General features: G+C 54.3%; 24 protein-coding genes. 8 read left to right on the plus strand and 16 right to left on the minus strand.

Features of this window, described 5'->3' with window-relative positions:
- Positions 1-41: 41 nt before the first annotated feature.
- Positions 42-977: a LysR family transcriptional regulator gene (locus INT21_RS07660; protein ID WP_226912355.1), complete on the plus strand. Its 936-nt coding sequence runs from the start codon at positions 42-44 to the stop codon at positions 975-977.
- 291 nt (positions 978-1,268) lie between these two features.
- Here INT21_RS07660 and INT21_RS07665 read toward each other — a convergent pair whose 3' ends face one another.
- The 3 genes from INT21_RS07665 to INT21_RS07675 all read right to left on the minus strand — a co-directional run bounded on the left by INT21_RS07665 (position 1,269) and on the right by INT21_RS07675 (position 3,649).
- Positions 1,269-2,063: an IclR family transcriptional regulator domain-containing protein gene (locus tag INT21_RS07665; RefSeq protein WP_193059690.1), complete on the minus strand. Its 795-nt coding sequence runs from the start codon at positions 2,061-2,063 to the stop codon at positions 1,269-1,271.
- A gap of 269 nt (positions 2,064-2,332) precedes the next feature.
- Positions 2,333-2,509, minus strand: coding sequence for a hypothetical protein (locus tag INT21_RS07670; RefSeq protein WP_193059691.1), 177 nt, complete (start codon positions 2,507-2,509; stop codon positions 2,333-2,335).
- Between the two features lie 378 nt (positions 2,510-2,887).
- On the minus strand, positions 2,888-3,649 hold the full coding sequence (locus INT21_RS07675; protein WP_193059692.1) for a M48 family metalloprotease: 762 nt from the start codon (positions 3,647-3,649) through the stop codon (positions 2,888-2,890).
- 246 nt (positions 3,650-3,895) lie between these two features.
- Between INT21_RS07675 and INT21_RS07680 the strand changes: the two genes are divergently transcribed.
- Positions 3,896-5,170 (plus strand): O-acetylhomoserine aminocarboxypropyltransferase/cysteine synthase family protein, encoded by a 1,275-nt coding sequence (locus INT21_RS07680; protein ID WP_193059693.1) that lies wholly within the window; start codon positions 3,896-3,898, stop codon positions 5,168-5,170.
- 66 nt (positions 5,171-5,236) lie between these two features.
- Here INT21_RS07680 and INT21_RS07685 read toward each other — a convergent pair whose 3' ends face one another.
- From INT21_RS07685 to INT21_RS07705, 5 genes are read right to left on the minus strand one after another with little or no spacing between them, the layout of a single operon-like run.
- The gene (locus INT21_RS07685) at positions 5,237-5,977 is read right to left on the minus strand and encodes an HIRAN domain-containing protein (RefSeq protein ID WP_193059694.1); all 741 of its coding nucleotides are present in this window, start codon (positions 5,975-5,977) and stop codon (positions 5,237-5,239) included.
- 1 nt (position 5,978) lies between these two features.
- Positions 5,979-6,971, minus strand: coding sequence for a hypothetical protein (locus INT21_RS07690; protein WP_193067620.1), 993 nt, complete (start codon positions 6,969-6,971; stop codon positions 5,979-5,981).
- An 18-nt stretch (positions 6,972-6,989) separates the two neighbouring features.
- On the minus strand, positions 6,990-8,051 hold the full coding sequence (locus INT21_RS07695; protein ID WP_193059696.1) for a response regulator: 1,062 nt from the start codon (positions 8,049-8,051) through the stop codon (positions 6,990-6,992).
- Positions 8,048-9,844, minus strand: coding sequence for a sensor histidine kinase (locus tag INT21_RS07700; protein ID WP_193059697.1), 1,797 nt, complete (start codon positions 9,842-9,844; stop codon positions 8,048-8,050). The genes INT21_RS07695 and INT21_RS07700 overlap by 4 nt, the downstream gene beginning before the upstream one ends.
- Positions 9,841-10,374 carry a molybdopterin-dependent oxidoreductase gene (locus INT21_RS07705; protein WP_193059698.1) on the minus strand — a complete coding sequence of 178 codons (534 nt, stop codon included), beginning with the start codon at positions 10,372-10,374 and terminating at the stop codon, positions 9,841-9,843. Before INT21_RS07705 ends, INT21_RS07700 begins: the two co-directional genes overlap by 4 nt.
- Before the next feature lie 200 nt (positions 10,375-10,574).
- On the opposite strand from INT21_RS07705, the gene INT21_RS07710 reads away from it, so the two are divergent.
- The 4 genes from INT21_RS07710 (at position 10,575) to INT21_RS07725 (ending at position 13,932) form a co-directional block, all read left to right on the plus strand.
- Complete coding sequence (locus INT21_RS07710) at positions 10,575-11,564, plus strand: hypothetical protein (RefSeq protein WP_172422634.1); 990 nt, start codon at positions 10,575-10,577, stop codon at positions 11,562-11,564.
- A 70-nt stretch (positions 11,565-11,634) separates the two neighbouring features.
- The gene (locus INT21_RS07715; RefSeq protein WP_193059699.1) at positions 11,635-12,282 is read left to right on the plus strand and encodes a hypothetical protein; all 648 of its coding nucleotides are present in this window, start codon (positions 11,635-11,637) and stop codon (positions 12,280-12,282) included.
- Between the two features lie 36 nt (positions 12,283-12,318).
- A complete protein-coding gene (locus tag INT21_RS07720) occupies positions 12,319-13,290 on the plus strand; it encodes a hypothetical protein (protein WP_193059700.1) in 972 nt (323 codons plus the stop codon).
- Positions 13,291-13,428: 138 nt separating this feature from the next.
- Positions 13,429-13,932 carry a hypothetical protein gene (locus INT21_RS07725; RefSeq protein WP_193059701.1) on the plus strand — a complete coding sequence of 168 codons (504 nt, stop codon included), beginning with the start codon at positions 13,429-13,431 and terminating at the stop codon, positions 13,930-13,932.
- Between the two features lie 91 nt (positions 13,933-14,023).
- Here INT21_RS07725 and speB read toward each other — a convergent pair whose 3' ends face one another.
- Positions 14,024-14,941 carry an agmatinase gene (speB, locus tag INT21_RS07730; protein WP_193059715.1) on the minus strand — a complete coding sequence of 306 codons (918 nt, stop codon included), beginning with the start codon at positions 14,939-14,941 and terminating at the stop codon, positions 14,024-14,026.
- Between the two features lie 158 nt (positions 14,942-15,099).
- On the opposite strand from speB, the gene INT21_RS07735 reads away from it, so the two are divergent.
- Both INT21_RS07735 and INT21_RS07740 read left to right on the plus strand, forming a co-directional pair.
- Positions 15,100-16,038: a LysR family transcriptional regulator gene (locus INT21_RS07735; RefSeq protein ID WP_193059702.1), complete on the plus strand. Its 939-nt coding sequence runs from the start codon at positions 15,100-15,102 to the stop codon at positions 16,036-16,038.
- A gap of 153 nt (positions 16,039-16,191) precedes the next feature.
- The gene (locus INT21_RS07740) at positions 16,192-16,863 is read left to right on the plus strand and encodes a response regulator (RefSeq protein ID WP_089040527.1); all 672 of its coding nucleotides are present in this window, start codon (positions 16,192-16,194) and stop codon (positions 16,861-16,863) included.
- On the opposite strand, the gene INT21_RS07745 is transcribed toward INT21_RS07740, so the two are convergent.
- The 7 genes from INT21_RS07745 to pedF are packed head-to-tail and all read right to left on the minus strand — an operon-like array spanning position 16,853 to position 26,073.
- Positions 16,853-19,039 carry an insulinase family protein gene (locus INT21_RS07745; protein ID WP_193059703.1) on the minus strand — a complete coding sequence of 729 codons (2,187 nt, stop codon included), beginning with the start codon at positions 19,037-19,039 and terminating at the stop codon, positions 16,853-16,855. The two genes, INT21_RS07740 and INT21_RS07745, sit on opposite strands and share 11 nt — an antisense overlap.
- Positions 19,032-20,729, minus strand: coding sequence for a NahK/ErcS family hybrid sensor histidine kinase/response regulator (locus INT21_RS07750; protein ID WP_193067619.1), 1,698 nt, complete (start codon positions 20,727-20,729; stop codon positions 19,032-19,034). The genes INT21_RS07745 and INT21_RS07750 overlap by 8 nt, the downstream gene beginning before the upstream one ends.
- Complete coding sequence (gene ercA / locus INT21_RS07755) at positions 20,726-21,889, minus strand: alcohol dehydrogenase-like regulatory protein ErcA (RefSeq protein WP_125752196.1); 1,164 nt, start codon at positions 21,887-21,889, stop codon at positions 20,726-20,728. Before ercA ends, INT21_RS07750 begins: the two co-directional genes overlap by 4 nt.
- A 59-nt stretch (positions 21,890-21,948) precedes the next feature.
- Positions 21,949-23,769 (minus strand): alpha/beta hydrolase family protein, encoded by a 1,821-nt coding sequence (locus tag INT21_RS07760; protein ID WP_193059705.1) that lies wholly within the window; start codon positions 23,767-23,769, stop codon positions 21,949-21,951.
- A gap of 11 nt (positions 23,770-23,780) precedes the next feature.
- Positions 23,781-24,725 (minus strand): quinoprotein relay system zinc metallohydrolase 1, encoded by a 945-nt coding sequence (locus INT21_RS07765; RefSeq protein ID WP_193067974.1) that lies wholly within the window; start codon positions 24,723-24,725, stop codon positions 23,781-23,783.
- Positions 24,722-25,561: a quinoprotein dehydrogenase-associated SoxYZ-like carrier gene (locus tag INT21_RS07770; protein ID WP_193059707.1), complete on the minus strand. Its 840-nt coding sequence runs from the start codon at positions 25,559-25,561 to the stop codon at positions 24,722-24,724. The genes INT21_RS07765 and INT21_RS07770 overlap by 4 nt, the downstream gene beginning before the upstream one ends.
- Positions 25,562-25,581: 20 nt before the next feature.
- Entirely contained in the window at positions 25,582-26,073 is a 492-nt protein-coding gene (gene pedF / locus INT21_RS07775; RefSeq protein WP_051626379.1) for a cytochrome c-550 PedF, read from the minus strand.
- Between the last annotated feature and the right edge of the window lie 151 nt (positions 26,074-26,224).

Raw genomic sequence — 26,224 nt, forward strand, 5'->3', positions numbered from 1 at the left:
AAAGTTGATAACAAAAAATGCTATAAGCTATAGCGATATTAATGAAGATAGGCTTGTTTCTGTTTGTTATGAATAAAGTTGATATCGCAAAAACGGACCTGAACTTACTCAAGGTATTTGAAGCTCTCTATGAAGAGGGCGGTGCGAGTCGCGCAGCAACGCGGCTAGGGTTGACCCAATCGGCGGTGAGTGCGGCATTAAAGCGCTTGAGAGACGTTTATGGTGATCCGTTGTTTCTGCGCACCGGGCGCGGGCTGGCGCCGACCCTGCTTGCTCAACAGTTGAAGCTCGTTGTTTCAGAGGCGCTGCAAAAAATCCGCCAAAGCCTTGCCATGGTGTCGCCATTAGGACGCAGTTTCGAGGGGCGGTCTGTGACAGTTGGTCTTTCCGATGACTTTGAAATCGCCATTGGATCACGTCTGATCGAGCGTGCGGCGCACGCAATGCCCGGCTTACGCCTGGTTTTCCGGCAAGCTCACAGCCAAGTGGTCGCTGATGCCCTGGCAGGACGAAACTTGGACTTGGCGATTAGCTCAGGAGGATTGGCAAGAAGTGGCTTGAGCCGATGTCTACTCGGTGAGGCGAGTTACGCCTGTGTAGTGGATCCTGAACACTGGGCGACAGCAGTGCTAGATATCGAAGGCTTCGTTTCCGCTGAGCATATCCTGGTGTCATCGGGTGGTTTTGTGGGTATCGTCGACGAAGTATTGGCAGAACGGGGACTGTCGCGCCGCGTCGTCGCTGCCACAACGCATTTTGCTGCCTTGCCCTACTTACTGAAAGGGACGTCGGCGATTGCCACCATACCGGCGCATGCTGCCACTTCAATTGCTGCCATGACAGGGCTGAAGGTGCTGCCCTGTCCGCTACCGTTGGGCCATTTTTCGGTTGAGCTAGGGTGGAGAACGGCTGATGGGAATGATGTGTTACTAAAGGCAATACGCCCGTTGGTAGAGGAGTGTTTTCATTCTATTTAGTCAATGTGGCGAGATGGAGAGGGAGACCGGTTAGCTGTGCCGGCTTCCAAGGTGGCGTTGGCGTCACTCATGCGTGGATATTGGTGGTTCAGGAGAGGCGCCGGCTAAGTAGTGGGGACTACTTGATCGAGTCACAATTGAGAGCGTGTAGCGACGTTTAGCATATTGATGTCGTGGTCTCTTCTGCAACCGTCTTGATGTCAACAGGCAATAGACAAGCCCTCCCAGACATCCAAAGACGAGGACTTGCCGTTTGACCATAGCCTGAACCATCTTAAGCATTCATTTTGGCTACACACTCACCGATTGGCGAATGAGCTGTGCTTTTTCCATCAATAACGGCCGGTAAGTTTCTAGCAGCGTAGGCATATCCACGCGGGCGGCATTGGTACTGATATTCATCGCGCCGACCAGTTTCCCATGGGTATCAAATACGGGTACAGCAATCGAGCGCAGACCGGAATCCAACTCTTGATCGGTAATCGCATAACCCTGTTCCCGCGCTTGCTGAATCGCCGCTTTTAGTGATGCGCTATCGGTAATAGTTTTGTCGGTATAGCGCGTTAAGGTGAGCTGGCTCAGGTAGTTATCCAGCTCGCTATCCGGCAACTGGGCAAGGAGCACTCTACCCATGGATGTGTATGCCGCTGGTAGGCGGGTGCCGACGGAAAGCGTGATTGCCATTAAGCGGTGTGGAGCAGCTGAGCGGGCCAGATAGATAACGTCGTCACCATCGAGCACTCCAAGCGATGAAGACTCACCACACTGGCGGGTAATATCCTCCAGGTACTGCTGAATGACGCCTCGGTAATTATTAGACGCTAAATAGGAGTAGCCCAGCTGTAGCACTTTGGGGGTTAGCTCGAAGTAGCGTTGCTGTTTGCGTACATAGCCAAGGGCGTGGAGCGTCAGTAAAAATCGCCGTGCTTTCGCGCGGTTCATTCCTGTGCGCTCGGCGACTTCGCTGAGCGTCATCCGCGTGTGCGTCTCATCAAACGCCATCACGACTTCCAGCCCGCTAGCCAGAGCGGCAACAAAATCACGATCCGTCGGCTTTAAAGCATCTTCTGGTAGGGTATTACTCATGAGTGTCTCGGCTGCGTCGATGTGGATACGAGGCGAGAAAATAACATTTTGTTCGAATGGCGAACAACAAGAGACGTTTCTTCGTGGTGAATTGGAGTTAACTTACGGGGGCTTAATAAAGACCTAACAGCAAGTCTCTAGAGATTACTAGCGAGCATTTGCATCTATGCGGGGGGCATCGGTGCTCATATACCGCTCTTTCCATCGATGAAAAAGGTGGACCAAAAGGCCCACCCATTAGCAAATTCCTGATTTAGGAAGGTTGCTGATTACTTCGAATTTCTAATTGGTAACTCAGCAGCACTGAACGTGCTCGCGTCGGTTTGGTGTTGCGCTGATGAATCAGGGTAGGAGATCTTATTGGCTTCACCAGAGCCGCGCTCGGCAAGTGCTGCACCAGAGAATAAAATTAGAGCGGCGGCGGCTACTGTATTGATTAACTTCATAACTTTTAACCTCACGTTAAATAAAACGTCGCTACATTTGCGATGACTGTTCATCGCTATAGGACGACGAGAGATATTGTAAGCAGGCTAACATAATTATAAAATTGATTAAAAATACTCGAACCATTCTATTATTTAGAATGTTTTTTGAGAGGGCTAGGATTGGCCACTAACGCACAAAAACGAGGTGCGACGGGTGAAACGTCACGCGGCTCCCGTGAGGGCAAACGGCTGCTTTGTGTTGGGTAGTGGGTGGTAGGGGGCAAATGGTCGCGAACAGGCTAATGCCGTTGCCAAGCAAGACCGAGAGGCGCTTACTTGGCAAGGCAATGGAGTAGCGAGCGTTGAAGTAATACGTGGTGAAGCAGTAGGCTGCGCTTAGTTTAGCGTAGCTTCAAGGCGCTCGGCCCGTTCACCCGGGGCGGGGTGGCTGGAGAAAAAGCTGCTGTTGTTGCCGTATGCTGCTTCCAATTTGCGTAGCGCAGTCAGGGAGGCTTCTGTATTCAGGTTGTACTGCTGCATCAGCTCAACAGCGTAGTCATCAGCTTCATTTTCCTGACGTTGAGAGAACTGGGCATTCACCAGTTTTTCGCCCAGCTCACCAAGTTGAGAGCTTGACAGTGCCGCTGCAGTAGCACTTCCGCTGGCAGCGGCGGCTTCACGCGCAGCCGATGCTGCGTAAGCAACTTGGAAAGCACGCTTGGAGTGTCCTAGCGCCACGTGGCCAATTTCATGAGCGATAACGTAACGCACTTCGTCGTCTGTCATTGCGTCCATTAGGCCGGTATGTAACCGGATAGAGCCGTTGGGTACCGCAAAAGCGTTGATGTCATCCAACTGATAGACATTGTACTCAAGATCGTTTCCGTCGATATTTTCCCAACCCTGGGTCAGGCTTGCCAGCCGCTCGGCATATTGACTGTCACTGGCGACAAGCTGGTTTTCGGCATCAAGCTGGGCAATCGTTTGATCGCCTAGTTGTTGCATCTGTTCGTCACTCATGGTGACAGCGCCTGCTAGGCCGGTGCCAGCGGAGAGCATACCGCCCATGTCTGCACCTGATTGACAGCCGCTGAGAGTGAGTACGGCAGCTAAACCTAAGGTGCAGGACGTTTTGCGTACTAGAGGCGTTGTTTGCATCGCCAGTTCCTTTGTCGATAGGTATGAATAAATGATGGAAGTCGTGAGTCTAACATGAGGCTTATTTTAACAGGCTAATTATACTGTACATCAATAGGTGGCTCTATACTTCTAGCAATATATGGGGAGAGATAAGTGCAATATCTGACATATCAGGATTATTACCTCGACTAAACGACGTTGGCCTTCAGAGTGGCGCTTGTTTAGGATCAAGGGTGACTCTTCATCAACTAGCGAGCCGTTCTTATGAAGCCTGAAACCATTGCCCTCCACCATGGCTATGCGCCTGATTCACAAAACGCTGTTGCTGTGCCGATCCACCAGACCACGTCGTTTTCATTTGATAGCGCCCAGCACGCGGCGGATCTGTTTGATCTGAAAGTGGAAGGAAATATTTACTCGCGCATTATGAACCCAACCTGCGCCGTGCTGGAGCAGCGGGTGGCCGCGCTAGAAGGTGGCATTGCAGGGTTGGCAGTGGCGTCTGGTATGGCGGCGATTACCTATGCGATCCAAACCATCGCTGAAGCGGGCGATAATATCGTCTCGATTAGTGAGCTGTATGGCGGCACTTACAACTTGTTTGCCCACACTTTGCCACGCCAAGGCATCCAAGTACGGTTTGCCGATAAAGATGATATCGACGGCATCGAAGCGTTAATTGATGAGCGTACCAAAGCGGTGTTTTGCGAGAGCATCGGTAACCCATCCGGTGGCGTGGTGGACCTGAAAAAGCTAGCTGACGCGGCACATCGCCATGGGGTGCCGGTGATTGTTGATAACACCACCGCTACGCCGTTTTTATGTCGTCCCATTGAGCACGGAGCGGATATTGTCGTTCACTCGGCCACGAAATATATCGGTGGCCACGGCACCACGGTGGGCGGTGTGATTGTCGATTCAGGCACATTCCCCTGGGCGGAAAATGCCAGCCGTTTCCCGCTACTAAACGAGCCAGACATCTCCTATCACGGTGTTAGCTATACCCGCGATGTAGGCGATGCTGCCTTTATTGCCCGTGCCCGCGTGGTGCCGCTGCGCAACATGGGCGCGGCGCTTTCTGCCCAGGCGGCCTGGAACCTGCTTCAGGGGCTGGAAACGCTGTCACTGCGTATTGAACGCATTTGTGCCAATGCGTTAGCCGTTGCCAAGCATTTGGAAAACCATCCGCTGGTGAAATGGGTGCACTACGCGGGCTTGGAAAATCACCCTGACCATGCGCTGGCCAAGCATTATATGAACGGCCATGCCTCGGGAATTCTTAGCTTTGGTATTGAGGGGGGCCAGGCAGCCGGTGAGCGTTTCTACGATGCCCTGGCGCTGATTCTGCGTTTGGTTAATATCGGTGATGCTAAAAGCTGCTCTTCGATTCCAGCATCTACCACGCACCGCCAGTTAAATGAGCAGGAGTTAAAGGCCGCAGGCGTTACGCCGGATATGGTGCGCTTGTCGATTGGCATTGAGCATATCGACGACCTGTTAGCAGATATTGATCAAGCACTGGCGGCTTCTCAAGGGTAGTTCTGTTTGCCCCCACCGCTTCATAAGCCAAGAGGTGGGGGCCTTAGGTAGAACAGATGAGTTGAACTAAGCCTGCATTTTTAGTGCTTGGATAGGTAGGTCGCCCTTTAAAATACGCGTCAAAACATAGACAAGCGGGCGTTCTGATGTTCCGTTGGTACGGAATACTTCCCCTTCAAGGATTGCGCCCTCTGCTAACATACGGTGAAGCATGTCGAGGTGTCCTCTGGGCACATAGCCCAGCTTGTGCCCGGCGCTTGCGATGCAAATGGCACCAGTGTCTACAGGGTTTTCAGGTTCGGGAAGAAATTGGATACTGCCACCTACCTGTAAATCAGTTATCTCAAGCTGTGACTCATGACGGAACCCAGCGATTTCGATTAATACCTCGAAGGCCTCAGGTGGGTTGTCGAAAGGGTGAACAACTTCAAAACCGTCATTGGGTAGTTTTGCGCCACTGTAGCCCAGCAAGGCGAAGTCGCTAATAGTAGCATTCGCTGGAATGGCGCGTAGCTCGAGATAGCGCCCAAAGTCACGGCGACTGCGTGGCGGCAAGCGGCGAGTGAATGCTTCCAGCACTTGGTTGCTGTACTCAGTTTTCTTTAGAGGAAATGCCGGGTAGCCTCTAAAGCCCATACGTTTTGCTTCGACCATCTCAGAACTATTTAGGTCGTACAGGAGAACCACTTTACCGTCCCGCTTGATCAGTTCCCCCACTAAATAGCGAGAGCGGCTTGTGCTCTCACGCGCCTGCCAATAAAGCAGCAGCCGGTGTGGTTCCACTAGATGTTCGATTAAGCGGGTCATACTATTTCTCCAGGGCCTGCAGCAGGCGCTCTCTCCTTGTCAGAGTCAAAAACGCTACGAAGTCAGCACGCTGTTGGGTAAAGGGGTGTGGGAGGTCAAAGCAAGTTAGGTAATTCAGAATTTTTCTAAGGTCATCATCGCACCAACGCTGCAATCGTTCTATCAGTATTGGACGCGCGATAGGGAACTGTTGGCAATATTGTGCAACACCCTGGATTAGCGGTAGACGGTTTTGGTCTTCTTTAGCCCATCGCATGTGGTGTCGGCCTCTTCTAAGGTAAGCATTTAGCTGGTGGGAATCATGCATCATGCTATGCATTTTACGCGGCTGTAATTCATGTCCCAAGCTAGTGCCATTATCAAAGTAAGGCGTATAGCGTGCGGATGGGCCATTTTCTCCCCAAATGACTCCCCAGTTCTCCTGATGGCGATCAGTATTGCCAATTAACGCATCGAAACATAGGCAAAGTCCCCAGTACTCTCTCCAGTCATCAGCCAGCCACCCGCCTCTCTCTAACAAGCGACTTAACTCAATAATAGTGGTTAAGTTGTGCTGTCTACCTTTATCTCTATCGAACCCTGATATGCGACGTTGCAAGTAATCTCCGCCTGGAAAGTAGCGAGCCTCCTTACTATCTGCATAGCCAATAAACCACTCGTTAACGGTGCCTGGTTCGTTTCGAACAGAGTCAATTGCAATAAAAACGGGTGGCAGTGTAAGACCCATTAATCGACCGATATGAAAAGCGATCACTTCAGCCCAGTATTGATTTGGATAACGGGGCTTGTCTGAATTTTTCGCACTTTTTATAGCTTCTTTGAATAAATATCGATGCCCAGGCAGGCAGAAATCATATGGGGGGGAGGCAGGGCAGACGCGGAGCGATTTATCACGAGCGCCGACTGGGAAAACTTCATAATCTCTGTGAACATCCCAACCCGTGATGTCGATCACTTGGTCTGGTCTTTGGAAAATGCCTTCACGATTAATCATGGTTTCAATACGCTGACCTTAACGTTGAATAGATAGACTCATTGAGCCGGCCAGAATCACCGCGATCAATTCCGCCTGCCGCCGAGTGTCGGTTTTTTGGAACAGGTTGCGTAAGTGGAAGGCCACCGTTGTCGAGGAAACGCCCAACAGCTCGGCAATATCTTCCTTGCGTTGCCCCTCGGCTAAGTGTGTGGCGATAGTCGCTTCGGTGGGGGTGAACCCGAATAGCTCGGCAAGCAGTGGCTCCGGTAGTTGGACGCGCTGATTCGGGTCAATCAGCATGACAGCTACCGCGGGGCTATCAGCGTTTGCCGCACCGTTGGCGAGTGAGCAGATAAACAGCATCAGGTCGCTGTGCCCGCCCAAGCGGGAAAGGCGTAGGCAATCAGTGCTTTCAGCACTAAGCCGATTGGCGGCTAGGCTTCTGCGCACGGCTTGATGTAGTTGTTGGCTGGACGTGTCGCTAATGCCTTCCAGGCTAGGAATGCCGCTTAATGGCGGCTTGTCGAGGTTTAGCCTTAAGGCCGCTCGGTTGGTCAACAGTGGCTGGCCGCGGTTATCCAACAGCACCACACCGGCGGCCATCAGGTCGAGTGCACTCTTGGCTGCAGCAAAGGCGTGCTCACTGATTTCACTGCGTAAGTGGTGGATACCTTGGCGCAAATGGTCGAGCTCTCGCGTGCTTTTGGCGCGCATACGGCTTACCTGTCGCAGTCGCGCTTCTAGCGTGGCCAGCAGCAGATCGTAGTCAATCGGTTTAACCAGATAATCGTCGGCACCCAGGCGTTTGCCTTCGATAATGTCAAAACGGTCTGAAAGCGCGGTCAAAAAGATAAACGGTGTATCCGCAAGTTCTGGGAATTCATTTCGCACCTGCTGTAGCAGGTTATAGCCGTTCAGGCGCGGCATGGTGATATCGCACAGAATTACATCGGGCATCGCCTTCAAATGTGCCAGCGCTTCCTCTCCGTCGCTAGCTTCCACAACGCGGTAGCCCGCCTCGCGCAGCTCGTCGCATAAATCGCGGCGCAGCTCTTCATGATCTTCAGCACATAGCACCAACGGCGCACGTTCATTCATCGTGCTAACTCCTTATCAACTTGAGTACCGCATTGATCTGCCTGTGTCTGTACTTGGGGCAGGGTGAGTTGGAAGGTAGTCGTCTCAGATGTTGAACGGAGCAATGTCAGCTCGCCCTGTTGAATATGTGCCAGCGTGCGGGCAATGTTGAGTCCTAGCCCAAGCCCTTGCTGGCCGGTGCTATTGGCACCACGATAGAAACGTTCAAAGATATGCGACTGCTCGGCATCAGGAATGGCATCTCCCTGATTACTGACACGACAGTAAGCCCCGTTTGCATCACGTGATAGTTCGACATTGATGGGGCTTCCCAGGCGTGAATATTTGCAGGCGTTGGTCAGCAAGTTATCAATAATGTGTTCGGTTAGCGCTTTGTCACAGCTTACCTGCAACGTTTTTAATCCCGGCGGAATCTCCACGTTAATGAGTAGCCGAGTAGTGCCGAGCGCTTCCTGATGTAAGTGGCATGCCTTTCTGACCAGCTTAATCAGGTCGTGGGGCTGTTGATGGCTACTTACCTGCCCCGCGTCTAGCTGTGCAGTCAGCAGCGAGGCATCAACCAATTCAGTCATATGGGCGACGGTATCACGCAAGCGTTGATAGCGGGCAGCCCGCTCTTCTGCCGAGTAGCCCGAGTGGTGGCGCATCAAGCGCTGCAGGCCTGAATCAATCACTGCCAGTGAGGTGCGAAACTGATGGGACACCATGGCAGCGAAGCTACGGTAGAAATCACTTATGCCTCGCTCACGCTCCAGGGCGTTTTCCAAGGCAATCGCTGTTGCTTTATAAGAGGTAATGTCAGCAAGGCGCATGACGTGTCCACCGGATTGCGTTCTGCGCAACGTCAACTGTCGCCACTCGCCGCCAGCAAGTTCGATATCGCATTGTGCGCTGGCTTGGTGAAGAGGCAGTACTGCCGACGTGCTAACGCAGGTTTGGCAGAGCTTCGTTACAACATCATGTAAGGGAGAGCCAGGAGAGAAGATGCATTCTGTCTCAGGGAGTAACTGCGCTAAACGCGCGTTGATTAACTGTAACTGCCCGGTGGCATCAAAGGCCGCAAAGCCATCAGGCGCTGTGTTTATTGAATCTGCCAGCCTGCGACGCTGATCTTCCAGATCCTGAGTGCGAGCGCTGACGACGTCTTCCAAGTGATCAAGGTGCTGGGTAAGCGCTTCTTGTGCCTGCCGGCGTTTGCTAAGCGCCCATAGCAATAACAGGGCTAACAGTAGGCCAGTGACCAGTATGCCCACGGCTGAGTAAATCACCTGCATTAGGCTATCGCGATAGTCGTCCAGCCGCTCACCGGTAGCTTCCCACTCTTCCATCATGACCGCATTGGCCATGCGGTTTAATGTGGTAAGCAGCGGCTGAATATTGCGGTACATATCGTCAGAGGGTAGTTCGTCCAGCAAGAATAGCGGTAGCAGGCTGTCAATGTGCGCTAACTGCTCAAGGGTGTCATCCAGTAGCGGTTCAAAGCCTAAGGCTTGAATATAACGACGCTGGGGGCCTTGATCCATAAGGATTAGGCGGCTGTAGAGCACATCTAGGCGTTGTTCTGGCTGAGCATCAGTATGCCCCATGGCATGGCGATGTACCGCTTCCTGCAGGCGATGGCTTGCTAACTGGGACTGAGTGATCACCCACAGCATGTTCTCATCAACGTTGCTGCGCATATCTTTCTCGACCCCAGACAGGCGTAGCAGAGAGAAAAATAAAAGAGTGATGAACAGGCCAATGGCCACCAGCGGCAACCAGTAAATACGTGCCCGAGCCGGAAAACGGATCATTCCACGGTCAGCCCGTTAAGTTGCCACACCCAGCGGTAGTCGTAGCGGATATCTTGCAGCTCTGGATGATCGTTGCGCGGATAGACAATCCATAGCGGTCCCTTATCGCGAGGGGTTAGTGCTTCGCCATTCATATGGGTGGCAGCCAGCACATCATATTGATAGAAGTCGTTCAGTGGAATTTCAACAATATAGTCATTCAGCGCGGTAGCAATGACCTGTTCACCGTCGGCGCCTACCCATTCCAGCAGGTCGCGCAATAGAAAGCCCTCAAAGTAGCTAACGCCGTCGGAGACCGACGTCTCTGTGGCGAGCGTATAGGAATTTAGCGAGCTAAGCATTAGTGCGTCGAACTGGGCGCTATTGTCGATATTGGTGTGGCTGATTGCTCCGTCAATGGTCAGCAGCACTGGCCCAGAGGGGGGAGGCAGCAGGCGTTCTATCGCCGCTGAATGATGGCTATCGGCGTACAGCATTGAAGGAGCGAGTATGGCAGCCAGCAAACTTGATAAAAAATAGAGTAGGGGCATGGGAGCACTCGCCATCGCTTGGTTAATGTTTCTTATTAGAGAGCTGCTTTATTCATTCACCTTAGCAAAGTGTTGACGCAATAACATGCCGTCACCACGTTAACCCTCTTCAAACGAAGGGGGCGCCACTGCTGTGCATGTTTTAACGTTATTGATGACGACACGTTATTTAACGTCTTCACTAATAGAGATACATGCTTATGTGGGATTTTCGGCTTGGTCAGGCCATTGGCCTGATGCTCAGAACGTTACCTTTTATTATCTTTCGCTTAGTGGTCTATTTTGGCGTTGCGCTGGCCTATGTACTGATGACGGGCGTTGGCGCTGGTGTCGGCTGGGGCGTTGGCGGCTTTGGTGACGAAGGTTTTCGCGCGGCTTCAACTTTTTGGGGTGGTGCCATTGGTTTTGGGATTGTTGGTGCGGTGATGTATGTGCTGCGTGAGTACCTCTTGTATGTCGTTAAAGCAGGGCATATTGCGGTATTGGTCGAGTTGTTGGCGGGGCAGTCGCTACCCGAAGGACGTGGACAAATTCAGCATGCCAGCCAGGTGGTTAAGCAGCGGTTCGGCCAGGCTAGTGCCCTGTTTGTGGTGGATCAATTGATCAAGGGAGTACTCAGGTCACTGGTTGGCATCGTCAGGACAGTGTTTCGGATTCTGCCAATTCCAGGGGCGCAGCAGTTTTTACGCATTGTGCAAGCCTTTTTACGTGTTGCCATAGGCTTTATCGATGAAGTGATTCTGGCGTATTGCATCCGGACGCGGTCAACCAATACATGGGCAAGCTCGCGAGATGCGTTAGTACTTTATGGGCAGAACCTAAAGCCAATGATGAAGAATGCCGCCTGGCTAACATTAATCATCTATCTGCTGTCGTTCTTGGTCTTTCTGGTAATGCTGGCACCGGCTGCGCTGGTAGCGTATCTGATTCCTGGAGGCTGGTCAGCGACGGGCCTATTGATTGCTCTGTTGTTTGCCTGGAGCGTTAAAGCGGCGGTATTCGAGCCGCTGGCTGTGACCTGCATGATGCAGGTCTACTTCAACGTCATCGAAGGCCAAACCCCAGACCCTGAATGGGAAGCTAAACTGGATGGTATGTCAAAAAAATTCCGTGAGTTAAAACAGAAAGTTGCCTCTGAGCAAACAACACAAACAAATGAAGCGAGCGCATTCGATAGGGGGCAGGCATAAGAAAGTAGCGTCAGATAAATCGTAAAACGGCTTCGAAATAACCAACAATATCTACTAAGAGGGAAGAGGCATGAAATCTAATATTATCTTGTCGACACATCGTCTCAAGGCTGTTGCACTGGCTAGCGTCCTAATGCTTCCAGCCGCACAAAGCGTATTAGCGGATGAGGTCGTTGAACAGATCGAGCTAGGTCTTGAGCTCTATCAAGAGCAAGAGTACGGCGCGGCAATTACCGAGTTGGAATTTGCTATTGAAGACATGCGCAAGATGATGTCAGGCCTGATTGCCCAAACGTTCCCTGATGCACCAGATGGTTGGACGGCACATGAAGCGTCCTCCGGTAGCGCAGGAGGGGGAGCCGCTGCCATGTTTGGCGCTGGTGGTACGTCGCTTGAGCGCACTTATCAACAAGATGACGGCGATGGTCAGATAACCGCGAGCATGATGCTTGATAGCCCGCTGATACAAAGCATGGGGGCAATGTTTAATAATCCGGCAATGATCGCCGCGCAGCCTAATATGGAGCGTGTTCGTTTAGGGCGTGAAGCGGCAGTGGTGAAGTGGGAGCCTGAACGCTCCCGTGCAGAAGTGACGCTATTACTCGATGGTCGAATTATGATGCAGGTGAAGGGTGAAAACCTGGAATCCCAGGATGTCGCCGTCGACTTAATGCGTGACTGGGATCTTGCCGCTGTGCGTGAGCAAAGTGCTCGTTAACGTCGCCGCTCTGAGCGATTGAGTGAGGAGAGCTGAATGTTGAGTCTGCGTCCTTTGGCTTTTTGTGCTGCATTTGGTGCCTGTGGTGTTGTCTATGGCGGTGAAATGGCGGCAGATCAACGGCTGGAAAAAGCCGCCTCGCTGGAGGATGTCGCGGCGGTTTTTATTCCAGAAGACACATGGCAGCGCCAGAAGGCGGCGGCGTTAGAGGAGCAACTGCGTGAGGCGCTAACCGATAATGGCGGCAGCGACAGTGTGTTCTTGGCCGACGCTGATATTGGCCCATTGGGTAAGGCGCTGCTGGTAGTGCTCAACGAAGAGCCTGTGCTTCCACACGTCCGCTATCGGCTACGCTATGCTCAGGCCAATGTGACCCCTGAGTTGAGTTCGCCACTGATAGCTGAACTGGTCGAGATTTCGCGTTTTAACCTTGGGCCGTCGCGTCGCGCCGAGCTTATCGAGATATATGGCGAGAAGCAGGTGGCTCCTGCTGCAGAATTTGGTCAGACGCCGGACGTTGCTTGGCGGCTGGTTACTCGACCTATTATGGGGCAGGTTGCAGGTCTCGTTCATGTGGCCCGACGCGAGCTGTCACAACAGCACGATGCTGACTGCTTCGAGTTTTCTTGTCGTGACGTCGACTCGCTCAACGAAGCAGTGCGTGATTGGCCAGAATTCGAGCCGATCGAGCCTCTGTTCGACCAGGGGCCGCTGGAGCTATCGGTGCTACAGGTAGGCCTAGAGAAGCTGAGCCTACGCGATGAGCAGGGTCACGCTGGCTGGCGTATCCCAGAGTGGCCGGAAAGTGTTGCAGCAGGGGAACCCTTTATTGAGGTTTATATAGAAAGGGGGCTGGGGCAGGACGACGCATTAGACCTCGTCATTCACCACGACCAGTTGATGGATGATCATACCCGTGCGCTCTGGGAGCGGCTGATTGTCCTCGGTGCAGGCGATACTGCGCTAATGTTCTCTACCAGTGATCAACAGCCCTGGCCGAGACAGTAATCTGCTGAATTTTATAATAAAAGAAGCAGTGCGCTAGCTGTGCACTAAGGCGAACTCACCCCGTTTCAGCCAGCATAATAACCAGCAATAAAATCAGTGGCGCCGAATTAGACAAGTGATTAAACAGGAGAAAAATAAATGATAAATCCACAGCGATACGTGAGCGGTGCACTGTTACTGGGTGGGCTTATGTGGGTGGGCGGGCACGCCGTTGCCGATGAGATCAGCGGCACGCTAGATGGAGAGTCTAAGGAGTGGCATGTCGTTACGCACTCGGAAGGTTCTACGGCTAATTTTTCTGAGCTGATGCCGGGCATGATGAATGTCACTGTCCAAGGGCATCGAGAACCGCGATTTGAAACCCAGGGCACGCTTAGCATTAGCTTTATAGTGATGAATGGCAACGCGGGTGCTGCCTCAGTGAGCTATTTTCCTGAAAGTGGAATGTTGCCCCATTACGGCACAGAACAAGATGTGCCCATTGATATAGAGCTGCTGGATGTCGATGGTGACACTGGCCGAGTAAAAGGGCGTGTTGCAACGTCGCTTGCCTATTTGGCGTCTATGTCAGACGACTATGATCACAGCAATACCATGGATATTGATGTGTCTTTTGATGCGACGTTGGTGCGTGAAGAGTAATGATCAGCAGGAGCCGTCTACTGCTCAACTACTTCTCAACCTTGTTCCGCCTCAACACTGTGAGTGAAGAGGCGGCAACGTGAAGCGAGATTTACACGCTTAACCTTTCAACACGCTTAGACGCGGCCAGCGTATATAAAAACTCTAGCCCTAACGTGGCTGCGGCGAGTGATGTGATATCGCCATGGTCGTAAGCGGGGTTTACTTCAACAACATCCATGCCTATTAACGGCATGCCGACCATGCCACGGATCACTTTTAGCATCAGGTCGGTAGACATACCGCCACATACCGGTGTCCCGGTGCCTGGCGCGTAGGCAGGGTCTAAGCCATCAATGTCCAGGCTGATATAAGCTGGATGATGGCCAACACGGGCACGAATGCGTTCCAGTACGGCGGCAGGGCCGTGATCATTTACCCAGTCTGCATCCAGCACTTCATAAGGGTGGTTATGACGATCATAGCTGGTGCGAATACCAATTTGCAGCGAGTGCTCAGGCACTACCAAGCCCTCTTTTAGGGCATGGTGGAAAATAGTGCCATGGTCAAAGCGCGTGCCTTGCTCGTAGGTGTCGGTGTGGGCATCAAAATGAATCAGTGCCAGTGGGCCATGCACCCGAGCATGAGCGCGTAGCAGGGGCAGGCTGATATAGTGGTCGCCGCCCAGTGTCAGCATTTTTTTATCGGCTTTTAGCCACCGCAATGCGTGGGTCTCAAGGTTATCGACTAGGCTTTCCGGCTCACCGTAGGCGTAGTCCAGATTGCCCGCGTCACATACCCGCAGCCGCTCTTCCAGGGCGAAGTCCCAAGGCCAGCGTTTGCCTTCCCAGATCAGGTTAGCAGTGCTTTGACGAATGGCGTTTGGCCCCATGCGGGTGCCTGATCGTCCTGAACACGCTAGATCAAAGGGCACACCGCTGACCACGACCTCAGCATCGGTCGTTTTAGGATCCGTGGCCTTCGGCACGCCCATAAAGGTAGAGATAACATCACCAAACAGGCTTGGCATGATCTGAGATGGGGTCACCGAGCGTGTACTCCTATGGCGTGCAGTAGAAATAAAACAGGGGGATAGGGCTTGAAGTAGCGCGACGATAAGGAATTTTTAGCGATGAATGAAATGAATGTTTAGAATGAAACCATTCGTTGGATAAATAGTGAGGCGCTATGCGTTCGCTTCGTCATTTTGATTTGAATCTTCTGCTGGTATTTGAAGCGCTAATGCGTGAGCGTCACGTGACACGAGCAGCGGAAAAGCTACATTTAAGCCAGCCCGCCCTTAGTCATGCCTTAAAACGGCTGCGGGACGCGTTGGATGACCCATTATTAATACGTACCAACAATGGTCTACAGCCAACGCCTCGTGCGCTGGCGCTGTTGCCAGTCGTGCAGCAGGCACTGGCCATGTTGCAGGAAGGCCTCGCCCCGCCGATCAACTTCTTACCCTCCACCAGCGAGCGGCATTTCACCCTGGCCACCACGGATTATTTTGAAGAGGTGATGTATCCGGCGTTTCTTAGCCAATTGCTGGCTTACGCGCCGGATATCAGCTTTTCCATTGAGCTGATCACCCCCAACGTACTGAGTGAAGGGCTGGAACAGCGCCAAGTGGATATGGTGGTCGGGCTGGATAGCCAAAGTGTGCTGCCCAGTGGTGTCATACAGCATCTTTGGATGGATGAGGAGTTGGTTTGCTTGGCTGCGACTGACAATGAGCGCGTAGGTGATGCACTGAATATTCAGCAGTTTGCCTGTGAGTCCCATGTGGCACTGTCTGATATCAGCGGTTTAAGACCCAGTAATATCGATAATTGTTTAGTGCAGCACGACTTAAACCGCCGAGTGATTTCAAAGAACTTAAATTATATTGCGGCAGCGCGGGTCGTTGCGCTCACTGATGCGATCATGACGTTGCCACGCCAAATGGCCGAGCGATTTATCACCATGCTGCCGGTGCGGATCGTCGCGCCGCCTAAAGAGTTACCTGCCCTTAATATGACGCTGATTCAGCATGGGCTGCATGCCAACGATCCTGCCCTCATTTGGTTGACGCAATCGCTGATCGAATTCGCTAGCACCTTTAAGCAGAAAGCCGCTGAGCAGTAGCCGGGCTCCGCTTGGTGGTGGGAAGTTGCTTCACTAAAGGCGGATGACTCCGTAGTGGTGATTTAGTCGAGGTGACTTAGTCGAGATGACTTAGTAGAGTGTTATAAAAGACACAGTAAGCGGGATTTAGCTAAACTACAGGCAACCATAATAATGACAGCGACATATAAACTCCTGATTGCCGACGATCATCCCCTGGTGCGCGATGCCATGGCGCGAGTGATCCGTGAAGCTTACGCAGATGCTGAGGTTATCGAAGTAGAAGACTTTGATTCGGCCCTCGCCCATGCCCAGCAAGATCCTGATCTTGATTTGATATTGCTAGATTTAAATATGCCCGGCATGAACGGGTTAACAGGGCTTTTGCAGTTGCGTAATGAGCAGCCTACGATTCCGGTGGTGATCGTGTCTGCGGAAGAGGATAAGCAGATTATTCTGCAGGCAGTCTCTTGTGGTGCGGCGGGGTTTATCACCAAGTCACTGCCCCGTGATCAAATGCGCCACGCCATTGCCCAGGTGTTGGAAGGCAATATCTTTCTACCTGCCGATGCCATGCGCGCACCGGACAGTATCCGCAAGCGTCGCCATCAGGACCAAGGGTTTACCGCGGAACAACTGCGCCTGCTGACCCGCAAGCAGCTACAAGTGTTGGAGCATATGACGCGCGGTGAATCTAACAAGATGATTGCCTATCACCTTAATATTGCAGAAACCACGGTGAAAGCCCACGTGTCAGCGATCTTGCGCAAGCTGGGTGTGACTAGCCGAGTACAGGCGATTTTATCAGCCAACGATATCGATTTTTCCCAGTTCCTCAATCGCTGACAAAATAGTGGCCAGCGCTATCCAGCCAGTGGGTTTGCCAGTGGCCCAAGGTGTTTATCTGAGAAAGTAAATTGGTAAGTGCCTGTGAATCGATGCGTTGTTGTCCAAGGCGATGCAGTGGCTGATGGGTACCTGCCAAGAGACTTTGCCACTGAAGAGTCAGCGCTGCGAGTGGCGTTTCAGGCGGTGTTAGCGTTGGCAGTTGCGCCTGCAGAACGCTATCAGACTCTTGCCAGAGGGCGTCGGTGATCGACCGTAGTTTTTCCTCTATCGGCTTCCTCCCTGCCGAGCCCGCGTCTTTGCTGACTTGCCCTGCATTGCTCGCTTGCACGACATAGCCAAGTGAGCAGGGCGCGCCGTCGCCCCTGCGAACCGCTGCTACATACCCCAAGTGATGGTCATAGCGTGCCTGCTGAAAAAAAGCCGCGCTGTGATGCTGCTCCGCAAGTGCTAAGAGTAATCGTTGGCTGGGGGTGCCCGGTAGGCTTAGTGTCCGCATGATGGCGGTACTGGTCGGTAGGCTAGCAGGGGGAGGCTGCTCCGCGCGTATTGCGACGTGGCTCGCCAGGTTTGCTAGCGCGTGGCAAACGGCAGCGGCGCCTGTGCTATGGGAAACCCACACCGCAGGCGTGGCAGGCAATGGTGTTAAGCGCTGTATCAACTGCTGAGCCTGCAGCCCTTGTTGAGCCTTAGAAACAGCCAGTACGGCATCTTCCAACAGCGCTACCATGGCGTGGTTGGCTTGACTACCCACCGTTATCACCCAACTGCCGTGGGGCGAGTTCTCTTGCTTGAAGACAATAGCCTGAAGCGCCAGCCGCTGAGCTGTGAGCGGACTGGATACGATGATCGCCTCGGGCACAAAGCAGGCCGCCCAGGCAGTGGTGACAAGTGCCGCAAAATCATCGTTAACACCGTACAGCCCGCACCAGTGCTGCACGGCGGGGTAAGCCGCTGGTTGTCTATCAAAAGCGGGTGGTGAGGGCGATGGAGACGCGTTATCTAATAGCCAACGGGCATTGTTAGCGGCAAACGGGCTTGCGTCTGGCTGATGTTCAGAGGGCTGCGCAGTAAAGCGACGAGCTAGCGCTTGGTGGCGGGCGTGTGCAAACCAAGCCGGGGCCAACTGCACCGTATCAGCGGGTGGCTGCCAACGGTTGTTATGATCGTTAGGTATTGTGCCGAGCAGGGCTGCTAAGCGCTCACTTAGGGCTGCCGCAAGGGCTTTCACCTGCTCCTGTGTCGCAGTGCCGCTTAGCGTCAAGCTAAAGGCGTCTGTCGTCCCACTAGGGGCCAGCGTTGCGCGGTAGTCGGTAATCGAGCCAGGTAACTGCTCCACTAGGAAGCCTTGATTTAACCGATCAGCAGTGTCGCCAAGGGCGGTAAGTTGATGACGAGCGACGGCCGAAGGCAGCGGCCACAGTAGCTCAATGGCGTTGCCCGTCCTGGCTATCTTCGCGTGTGGCAGGCGGCTCCAACGGGACGTAATGGCAAGCGAAGGAGCGCTGGGTGTGGGTGGGCTAAACAGCGTTGCCATGCGTTTTACCAGGCGGGTCATCGTTTCCGTGGCCCAAGGGCTAATAATGGCGATGCTAACGCGGCCGTCGTGGTAGTGATCGCGGTGAAACGCGGTGAGCGCATCAAGTAATAGTGCCGTGTCGCTGCCTAGGGTTTGCGCGTTACCGTGACGGCAGTCTGCACCAATATGCTGTGAATCGCTGAGCGTGGCGATGGCCGACAGCCGTTGCATTGCCGAACTGTGCTGGCGGGCCTGCCACTCGGCGTCGATGGCGGCGACTTCGGCACAAATGACGGATGGCGAAAACGCAGGCCTGGCGAGCTGGCTGGCAACAGTGAGCGCCGCTGCTTCTAGGGTCTCTGCTGGTATCGAGAAATGTACATCGGTGACGTAGTCATCGGTATGGGCGTTCAGGCTGCCTTGGTGTTGGGAAAACCAAGTAAGTAGGCTGATGTTAGAAAACGCTTCCAACGGCGCGGTAGTGAGCACGTGCTCGAGCAGATGAGCCAGCCCTGGCAGGGTGCGCGGCTCATCCAAATAGCCCGCCGCAATGGCGATACTAACGTGAGCGCGGGTTAAGTGGGGCGCCTGGGCCAGCACTCCCTGCGCCCCGTTAGGCAGGGAGATACAGGTTTGTTGGAAACTTAGGCTAGCCATTGAGCAGGCTACGCAGCAACGCGCGCAGTTTGCCGGGGCGAACGGGTTTGTTTAACTGCGGCACGCTGGCATGACGCAGGCGGCGCTGCCAGTGGTCAGAGCGGTCGGCGCTGAGAATAGCGGCTGGCAGATGCGGGTCGTGCCAGTGCTGGCGAAGTTGGCGAATAGCCTCCAGGCCAGTCATATTGTCATCTAAGTGCAGGTCGACCAGTAGCATATCCGGTGCTTCCTGGCAGGCTTTAGCGGTATCGATATCCAGGGCAGTATCGCAACTGATCTGCCATTCAGTTAACAGCAGCGCCATGCCTTGCAAAATTGTTGGCTCATTATCCAGGATCAGCACGCGAAGACCTTCAAACTCATCGTCAGCGGAGGGCGGCGCGCTGGGAGCGGGGGCTTGGCTAAAGGAAATACCGCCGGCACGCGGCACCGTAACAGCAAAACAGGAGCCTTGGCCGGGTGCAGAACGCACAGTGAGCGGATGCTCAAGGCGCTGGCTAATCCGTTCTACAATGGCAAGCCCCAGGCCAACGCCCTGGCGGTCCCGCGCACGGGTAGCGTTAAGTTGGTGAAACTCGCGAAAAATAAGCTGGTAGTCACTTTCGGGAATACCAATACCGCTATCGACAACCTGCACGGCTAGGCTGTCGTCGCCATGACGGCGGACACCCAGGCAGATACCGCCACGCTGGGTATAGCGGCAGGCGTTAGCAAGAAAGTTGCGCACAATGCGGCTGAGTAGATAAGGGTCGCTGGTCACCGCTTGATGAGAAGGCACGTAGCGCAGCGTTAGTCCTTTACGTTGCGCCACCGGGGAAAATTCATCAACCAGATTGCTGAGGATATCGTCGAGTTTAAAGTGGCGTAGTTGTGGCTGTACCTGGCCGTGATCCAGCCGTGAAATATCCAACAGATCGGAAAGAATCGCTTCGGCGCCTTCCAATGAGTTTTGCACACTCTCAATCAAAGCCAGGTTCTCGCTGTCGGTCAGTCGCTCCTGTAGCGAGGCCACCAATAAGCGTGCAGCGTTCATGGGTTGTAGCAGGTCATGGCTAGCGGCGGCTAGGTAGCGGTCTTTACTTTGGTTAGCAAACTCTGCGGCATCGCGAGTGCTTCTAAGCTCCTCGTTGAGCCGTTCAAGCGCTTGGGTGCGGTCAACTACCCGTGCTTCCAAGTGGGTGTTGAGGGTTTCTAAATGCTGGCGAGCGCGCTCACGCTCGGTAATATCCGCCACAAAGCCTTCGATCAGGTCTTCGTCCCCGGCAAGCTCGGCGGGCTTACGTATTAGTGTAATTGCCACGGGTACCTGATGCCCGGATGCACCTTGCAACCAGGTGGTTTGGCCCGTTACGTGGCCTTGCGCGAGCAGCAGGTCGCGCAGTTGTTGCCCTGTAGATGCATTAACAAACAGTGCGTCAAAGCGCGCGCAGCGCTCGAGTGTATGCACCACGCTACTATCATCAAGCATGGCGGCAAGCGCCGGGTTAGCGGCGCGCAGTTTGCCGGACAGCGATGCTTGAAAAATACCGTGCAGCGCGTTTTCGAACAGCCATTTGTAGCGGTTGCGCTCCACCTCAAGCTCTTCTAAGCGTACGGAAAGCTCGCGATAGTAGCTTTTACGCGCCGACTGCTGGCCAAGCCCGAGTAGGTCGCTGACCGAAAAGCCCGAGGGATCGCTGGCTTTTTTCATAGTGCCTCTTCGTAAACCACCGCCACGTCTCTTGAGCTGGAACGGCGTGGATTGGTCAGGATGCAGGGATCACCTAACGCATGGTTAGTGAGAAAAGGCACGTCGCTGCGTGAGACGCCCATCACGCCAAGGGTTCCGCCCAGGCCAACGGCATGTTTTAAGTCGACTAAGTACTGAAACAGCGCTTTTTTGATCTGCTGCTGTGACAACCCCCGACAGTCGATACCCACGGCCTCGGCAACCCGCTTAAAGCGGTCTGGGGCGGCTTCGTAGTTATAAGCCACCACGTGCTCTAGCAGCATGGCATTGCATAAGCCGTGGGGTAAATCCAGGAAGCCGCCTAAACTATGCGACATTGCGTGTACCGCGCCCAAAATGGCGTTTGAAAACGCCAGCCCCGCTTGCATACTGCCCAACATTACTTGGGCACGCAGCTCGCCGTCGGCTGGGTTCGCCACCAGTGCCTCAAGATGGCTACTGATTAAGCGCATGGCTTCTAAGGCATGAGCATCGGTAAGCGGGCCACTACCGGTTGAAACAAACGCTTCGATGGCATGCACCAGCGCGTCGACCCCGGTACACGCGGTGAGATAGGGCGACATGGTCATAGTGACTTCAGGGTCGATCAGCGACACATCAGGCACTACGGCTTTGCTGATGATTGAGAATTTCATGCGTCGCTGCTGGTCGGAAATAATCGCAAACTGGGAAATATCCGCCGAAGTACCCGCTGTTGAGGGAATAAAAATTAGCGGCGGAATGGGCACGCGAATCGTATCCACACCTTCGAAATCAAGAATGTGGCCACCGTGGGCGGTGACAATGCCAATCCCTTTGGCGCAGTCCATGGGGCTGCCGCCGCCCACTGCCACAATTGCTTTGCAGCCGGTTTCACGGTAGACCTCGGCACCGGCCATAATCTCATCGACCCGCGGGTTAGGTGATACGGCGGTAAAGCGCTCAACGGCAATATTGGCTTCCAACAGCTTGGCTTCAATATCGGCGACCCAGCCTGCTAACAGCACGCCGGGATCGGAGACCAGGAGTACCTTTTCTGCCCCGAATGTCGTGGCGTAGTTGCCCGCTGCGTGGCGTGCCCCGTCGCCAAAAATAATTTCAGGAGCGACAAACTTACGAAGTTGTGTGAGCGGCGAAGTCATGGGGCGGTCTCGTTTATCGTTGTTAACCATTATCTTAAGCACCTTCAGGGATTGTTGCGCTACGACCTTGGTGCTGTCGTTAGGTGGCTAGATTGATAAAAGGCTAGCTCGCGGGCCAGCATGGTTTGGCGAGCTTTGGGGTGGCGAATGCCGTGGTATTCGTTATCAAACAGCAGTGTTTGTGCCTCGCCACCGTGGAGTTCGATATGCCGCGCCATGGCATGAGTTTGCTCTGGCACCACGATGGCGTCTTTGCCACCCTGAATAAACAGTGCCCGTAATGGTCGCTGGCAACGGGTGACGTGGTAGCTAGGGCTGCGCTGGGCGAGCAGGGTCTCGTCTCCGATTAGCCAGCCCAGGTAGCCGGATTCAAAGCGGTGTGTTTTTGCCGCTAGCGTTAATGCATCGGTTACCCCGTACAGGCTAGTGGCCGCAGCAAACAGCGGCGTGGCCGCCAAGGCATTAAGGGCGGTAAACCCGCCAGCGCTTTGGCCACGAATAAAGCAGCGCGCTGTATCGATCGCAAAGCGTGCGCAGGCGGCGTTGACCAAGGCGATGACATCGTCAGTATCGCTGATGCCCCACCGGCCGGCTAAACATTCGCGGTAGCGGCGGCCAAAGTTGCCGCTGCCCCGTGGGTTGATATCCAATACGTGAAAGCCCTGCTGTTGCCAATAGGCTACTAGCGGGTCATAAATAGGGTAGGCGGCGGCGGTGGGCCCGCCATGAACGCGCACAATCAGCGGCGCAGCACGGTTGGCTAAGGCTGAGTAGAAAAAGCCGTGAACCGTTTCGCCTTCGTTGCCAACAGGGGTTTCCAGCCATTGTGCGGTGGCGGAATTTTCAGTCACTAGGTTTTGCGTTACGTTACCCTCGACCTTACCTACTAGACAGTTACGCGAGCCATTTTTGTTGAAGCGTATAAGCTGGGCGCCGCTGGTAGCGCTTTGCACAATGGCGTAGTCACCGTGCCTTGCTAGTGTGATGCTTGCCACGCGGCCGGGGTCTGGTAGCAGTACTTCAACCTGCTCGCCGCAACGGCGATAAAGCTGAGCTGCCCCCTGGTACAGTTGGCAGTAAACCTGCCGATTGTCTCGCCATAGGTGCTGGCGCTCACCCAACTGCCACGGTGTGGTGATGTGGTCCACCGGGGCATTGCTCAGGCACACAGGGGTAGCCAGGTTTACCTGCCAGGGTTGCCACCAGCCAGCGTGATCGCTCATGCAGACCAGCGCGTTGTGGGGGCCAAACTGTGGCTGGCTAATCGCTGCGCCGAAATCCCAATGCTCCAGTATTTCAAGCTGACCTGTGCTGGTCACCCGCGCGAGATGTAGCTGGCTGCGTTGCCAAGGCATGTGCGGCAGCGACCAACTGACCCAGGCGAGGTAGTTGCCATCATCGCTTAATACCGCTGCGCCATAGAAGTCAGCGCCTTCAACCAACACTTGCCTGTTATCGCCCATTCTGCTGCTGTTAGTAATGGCGACCAGCCGTTGACCTTGTTGATCCTCTTCTACCGCAATCATTCGCTGACGTTTAGAGTCGGCGCACAGCCCACCGTAGGCTGTTTGTGGGCGCTGTTGCCAGCAGTAGCTTGCACCGTGGCGGTCGAGCTGCATGATGGCTTGATCGTGCTGGCGCACCCATACGACGCCCCCTAGCAGGGGCGTGTAGCTGCCGCCGCCGTACTGGTTCACGCGGCTACCCAGCGCCTCTTCTATTACACAGCGCGGCGTCTCGTTGCTGTCGGCGCGCCACTGCCAAAGTTGCATGCCGCCCGTTTGCGGGCAACGAGCGAGCCAATAAATAGATTGGGCGTCGCTGTGTAACTCGGCCAAGGTGTCAGTAGGTTCGGCAGCATCTGCCAGGGTAAGCAGCATAGATGTGCTCCTTAGTGTGGGGCGCCCCACAGCAACCGTGCTTCGTAGTGTGGGTAAAGCTGCATTACGCTGCGGGTGAACTCATATTCGCTGAGTGCCATGGTGCTAAACATGCTGGGAATTTCAACGGCCAAGGCATGATTGGCACCTAGCCCTTCGCTAGCCACATCACTGAGACGTTGGTCCAGCCATTCCAGGTAATGCGTGGTTTGGCCAATGATCGTTTCGGGCGGCGCACTGGGGCCATGACCCGGTACTGCGATACTGGCGTTGAGCGCGCGCAGATCATTCAGTTCTTCCAGCCACTGTTGCAGGCTTGGGCTGTGAGCAGTGGCAGCAGCACGTTGGTAGAACCCCATGTCGCCCAAAAACAGCACGTCGGTGGCATGATCCATAATCACTAGGTCTCCACCGCTATGGCCGCTCATGGCGAAAAGCGTGAGCGGGTAGTTGCCAAGGGTTATCTCGCCGGCCTCGATCACGTTGGGTAGGGCAATAGGCAAGCGCTCCAAGCTGCGTCCGGTTAGTCGCTCTACGTTATCGATCAGTGCGTCCCGGTCGCGGGCCATCAACGTACGAGTGCTGGCTAAGGTGAGGTGCTGTGCCTCGTCGAAGGCGGCATTACCAAAAAAGTGGTCAGGGTGGTGATGGGTATTCAACACCCAGCGAACGGGTTGAGCGGTGTGCTGAGCAATGAGTGTTTTGAGTGCTTCGCCAAAGTGTGGGCTGCTGCCGCTGTCGATAAGGATGACACCACTGGGCGTAGCAATAAACGCTTGGTTGCCTATATGGCCGCAGTTGCTGGTGGAGAGCTCCTCTTTTACACCTTCCACCATCCAGGTGTTTTCCGCGATCGATTGGGCGGTTAGCGGACGTTCGCAGAACATCACCGGTTCGCTGGCTGCCAGCGGCGTGATCAGCAGTGTACTGAAGGTGGCCAGAAAACCAGCTTTCATGGCTGCAGACCAATAGAAAAGCGGTTGCCGTTGTTATCCCGCGCGCCAATCACATAACCGCCTGGAGAGGGGCGCATATGCAGCCCTAAGGTGGGGTTGGCGCTCACTGATGCATCGATATCCAGGGCGGCCACTTGCTGGCCCTGCTGATCCAACAGTTCAAACGACTGCACATAAAAGGCGGGCTGGCTGGGGATTAAGCCGCTGTCCATGGGGTGAGAAAGGCGCACCCGCAGGCGCTGTTCGTCCTCATTGGCAAACAGCCGACCCTGGAGCTCGCCGAAGGTGGTTTCCCAGTCGGTGTCAGCGCTGGCAATACCGGGGGTGGTGCAGCCACCGCCTTCCGCTTCAATGTAGGTGCCACCCACATGCCAGGTATCCCCCTGTTTCACTGCTACACGCACCGCGGAGGCTTGTTCCAAGCGAATATTTAACGATAGCTTGGCTATTCCATGGCTCATAGGTGAGTAGTGGAACAGGCGGGGAATCGGGTTGAGGTCCACCCAGGCAATAATGTCAGTGATTGGCTCGCCGCTGGCTTCTAAGGCGCTGGCATCTAGCGCAATGGGTACTTGTCCTGAGTCTTCGGCGAACCCCGGCGCTCTAACGGTGACGCGCTCATCAAACACCACGGGGGCATCGCCCAGAAAGCGCTCGCGGTACACAGGCCACATAAAGGAGTTAAGCGGATCCTGTTCAGCCGTGCTCGCTGTGGCCAATGCGGTGGTCGGCAGCGCGAGCAGTAGCCAGCAAAGCACGGCGAGTGCGGGGGTAAGGGGTGCGGCGAACGTCGCGGCGAGCCGTTGTAACGTGATGATGGAGGTTAGGGTTGCCATGGTGCCTCCCAGCGTTGGGATTATTGTCCAGTCGTTTCCATACTTACCGTTTCTAACCATGTGCGAATGGCCCACAGCCCTTCTTGGCTAACGTAATCGGACATGCGCGGCATTAGCACACGGCCGTTGCGCTCGGCGCCATTGGTGACTAGCTCTTTGAACCACTCATCGCCCCATGCGCCGTTTTCCAACTCGCGCAGGTCGGGAGCGATGCCGCCGGATTTCGCTTCTAGTCCGTGGCAAGCGGCACAGTTGCTGTTGTAAGCGCGGGCACCAATATCGATGGCGAGCTCTTGCTGGGGATGATCCCGGTAGGGGTTCTCTTCCCGCCATTCGTCGCCTAAGCGCTCGAGGTCTTTAATATCAACGGCTTGAGGGGTCACGCTGCCGTGAGACCAGGCCAGCGGCGAAGCCAGCAACGCGGCAAGGGCGATAGCACCCACTTGGCTGCTGAGGCGTAAGGGCAGTTTTGCGGAGGTTGTTTTTGTCAGTACGGTTTTTGTAATAGTCATGGGAAATGCTCCTCAGAGGATCAATGTATCGTCACTTGAGTGAGCTTAGGCAGGCAGGCCTTCCGAACCTATAGCACCTTAGGCATCGCTAGGCTCCTCCTTTGGAAGTAGTGCTAAATCAGGATGAGAACGCGACTGGAGGGGTAGATTG

It is taken from the genome of Halomonas sp. 3F2F, assembly GCF_014897805.1.
Taxonomy (GTDB): domain Bacteria; phylum Pseudomonadota; class Gammaproteobacteria; order Pseudomonadales; family Halomonadaceae; genus Vreelandella.

What these genes read in the sequence shown, in the direction of transcription:
- INT21_RS07660 (WP_226912355.1), top strand. Translation starts at nt 42, where the DNA reads ATGAAGATAGGCTTGTTTCTGTTTGTTATGAATAAAGTTGATATCGCA.
- INT21_RS07665 (WP_193059690.1), bottom strand. Translation starts at nt 2,063, where the DNA reads ATGAGTAATACCCTACCAGAAGATGCTTTAAAGCCGACGGATCGTGAT.
- INT21_RS07670 (WP_193059691.1), bottom strand. Translation starts at nt 2,509, where the DNA reads ATGAAGTTAATCAATACAGTAGCCGCCGCCGCTCTAATTTTATTCTCT.
- INT21_RS07675 (WP_193059692.1), bottom strand. Translation starts at nt 3,649, where the DNA reads ATGCAAACAACGCCTCTAGTACGCAAAACGTCCTGCACCTTAGGTTTA.
- INT21_RS07680 (WP_193059693.1), top strand. Translation starts at nt 3,896, where the DNA reads ATGAAGCCTGAAACCATTGCCCTCCACCATGGCTATGCGCCTGATTCA.
- INT21_RS07685 (WP_193059694.1), bottom strand. Translation starts at nt 5,977, where the DNA reads ATGACCCGCTTAATCGAACATCTAGTGGAACCACACCGGCTGCTGCTT.
- INT21_RS07690 (WP_193067620.1), bottom strand. Translation starts at nt 6,971, where the DNA reads ATGATTAATCGTGAAGGCATTTTCCAAAGACCAGACCAAGTGATCGAC.
- INT21_RS07695 (WP_193059696.1), bottom strand. Translation starts at nt 8,051, where the DNA reads ATGAATGAACGTGCGCCGTTGGTGCTATGTGCTGAAGATCATGAAGAG.
- INT21_RS07700 (WP_193059697.1), bottom strand. Translation starts at nt 9,844, where the DNA reads ATGATCCGTTTTCCGGCTCGGGCACGTATTTACTGGTTGCCGCTGGTG.
- INT21_RS07705 (WP_193059698.1), bottom strand. Translation starts at nt 10,374, where the DNA reads ATGCCCCTACTCTATTTTTTATCAAGTTTGCTGGCTGCCATACTCGCT.
- INT21_RS07710 (WP_172422634.1), top strand. Translation starts at nt 10,575, where the DNA reads ATGTGGGATTTTCGGCTTGGTCAGGCCATTGGCCTGATGCTCAGAACG.
- INT21_RS07715 (WP_193059699.1), top strand. Translation starts at nt 11,635, where the DNA reads ATGAAATCTAATATTATCTTGTCGACACATCGTCTCAAGGCTGTTGCA.
- INT21_RS07720 (WP_193059700.1), top strand. Translation starts at nt 12,319, where the DNA reads ATGTTGAGTCTGCGTCCTTTGGCTTTTTGTGCTGCATTTGGTGCCTGT.
- INT21_RS07725 (WP_193059701.1), top strand. Translation starts at nt 13,429, where the DNA reads ATGATAAATCCACAGCGATACGTGAGCGGTGCACTGTTACTGGGTGGG.
- speB (WP_193059715.1), bottom strand. Translation starts at nt 14,941, where the DNA reads ATGCCAAGCCTGTTTGGTGATGTTATCTCTACCTTTATGGGCGTGCCG.
- INT21_RS07735 (WP_193059702.1), top strand. Translation starts at nt 15,100, where the DNA reads ATGCGTTCGCTTCGTCATTTTGATTTGAATCTTCTGCTGGTATTTGAA.
- INT21_RS07740 (WP_089040527.1), top strand. Translation starts at nt 16,192, where the DNA reads ATGACAGCGACATATAAACTCCTGATTGCCGACGATCATCCCCTGGTG.
- INT21_RS07745 (WP_193059703.1), bottom strand. Translation starts at nt 19,039, where the DNA reads ATGGCTAGCCTAAGTTTCCAACAAACCTGTATCTCCCTGCCTAACGGG.
- INT21_RS07750 (WP_193067619.1), bottom strand. Translation starts at nt 20,729, where the DNA reads ATGAAAAAAGCCAGCGATCCCTCGGGCTTTTCGGTCAGCGACCTACTC.
- ercA (WP_125752196.1), bottom strand. Translation starts at nt 21,889, where the DNA reads ATGACTTCGCCGCTCACACAACTTCGTAAGTTTGTCGCTCCTGAAATT.
- INT21_RS07760 (WP_193059705.1), bottom strand. Translation starts at nt 23,769, where the DNA reads ATGCTGCTTACCCTGGCAGATGCTGCCGAACCTACTGACACCTTGGCC.
- INT21_RS07765 (WP_193067974.1), bottom strand. Translation starts at nt 24,725, where the DNA reads ATGAAAGCTGGTTTTCTGGCCACCTTCAGTACACTGCTGATCACGCCG.
- INT21_RS07770 (WP_193059707.1), bottom strand. Translation starts at nt 25,561, where the DNA reads ATGGCAACCCTAACCTCCATCATCACGTTACAACGGCTCGCCGCGACG.
- pedF (WP_051626379.1), bottom strand. Translation starts at nt 26,073, where the DNA reads ATGACTATTACAAAAACCGTACTGACAAAAACAACCTCCGCAAAACTG.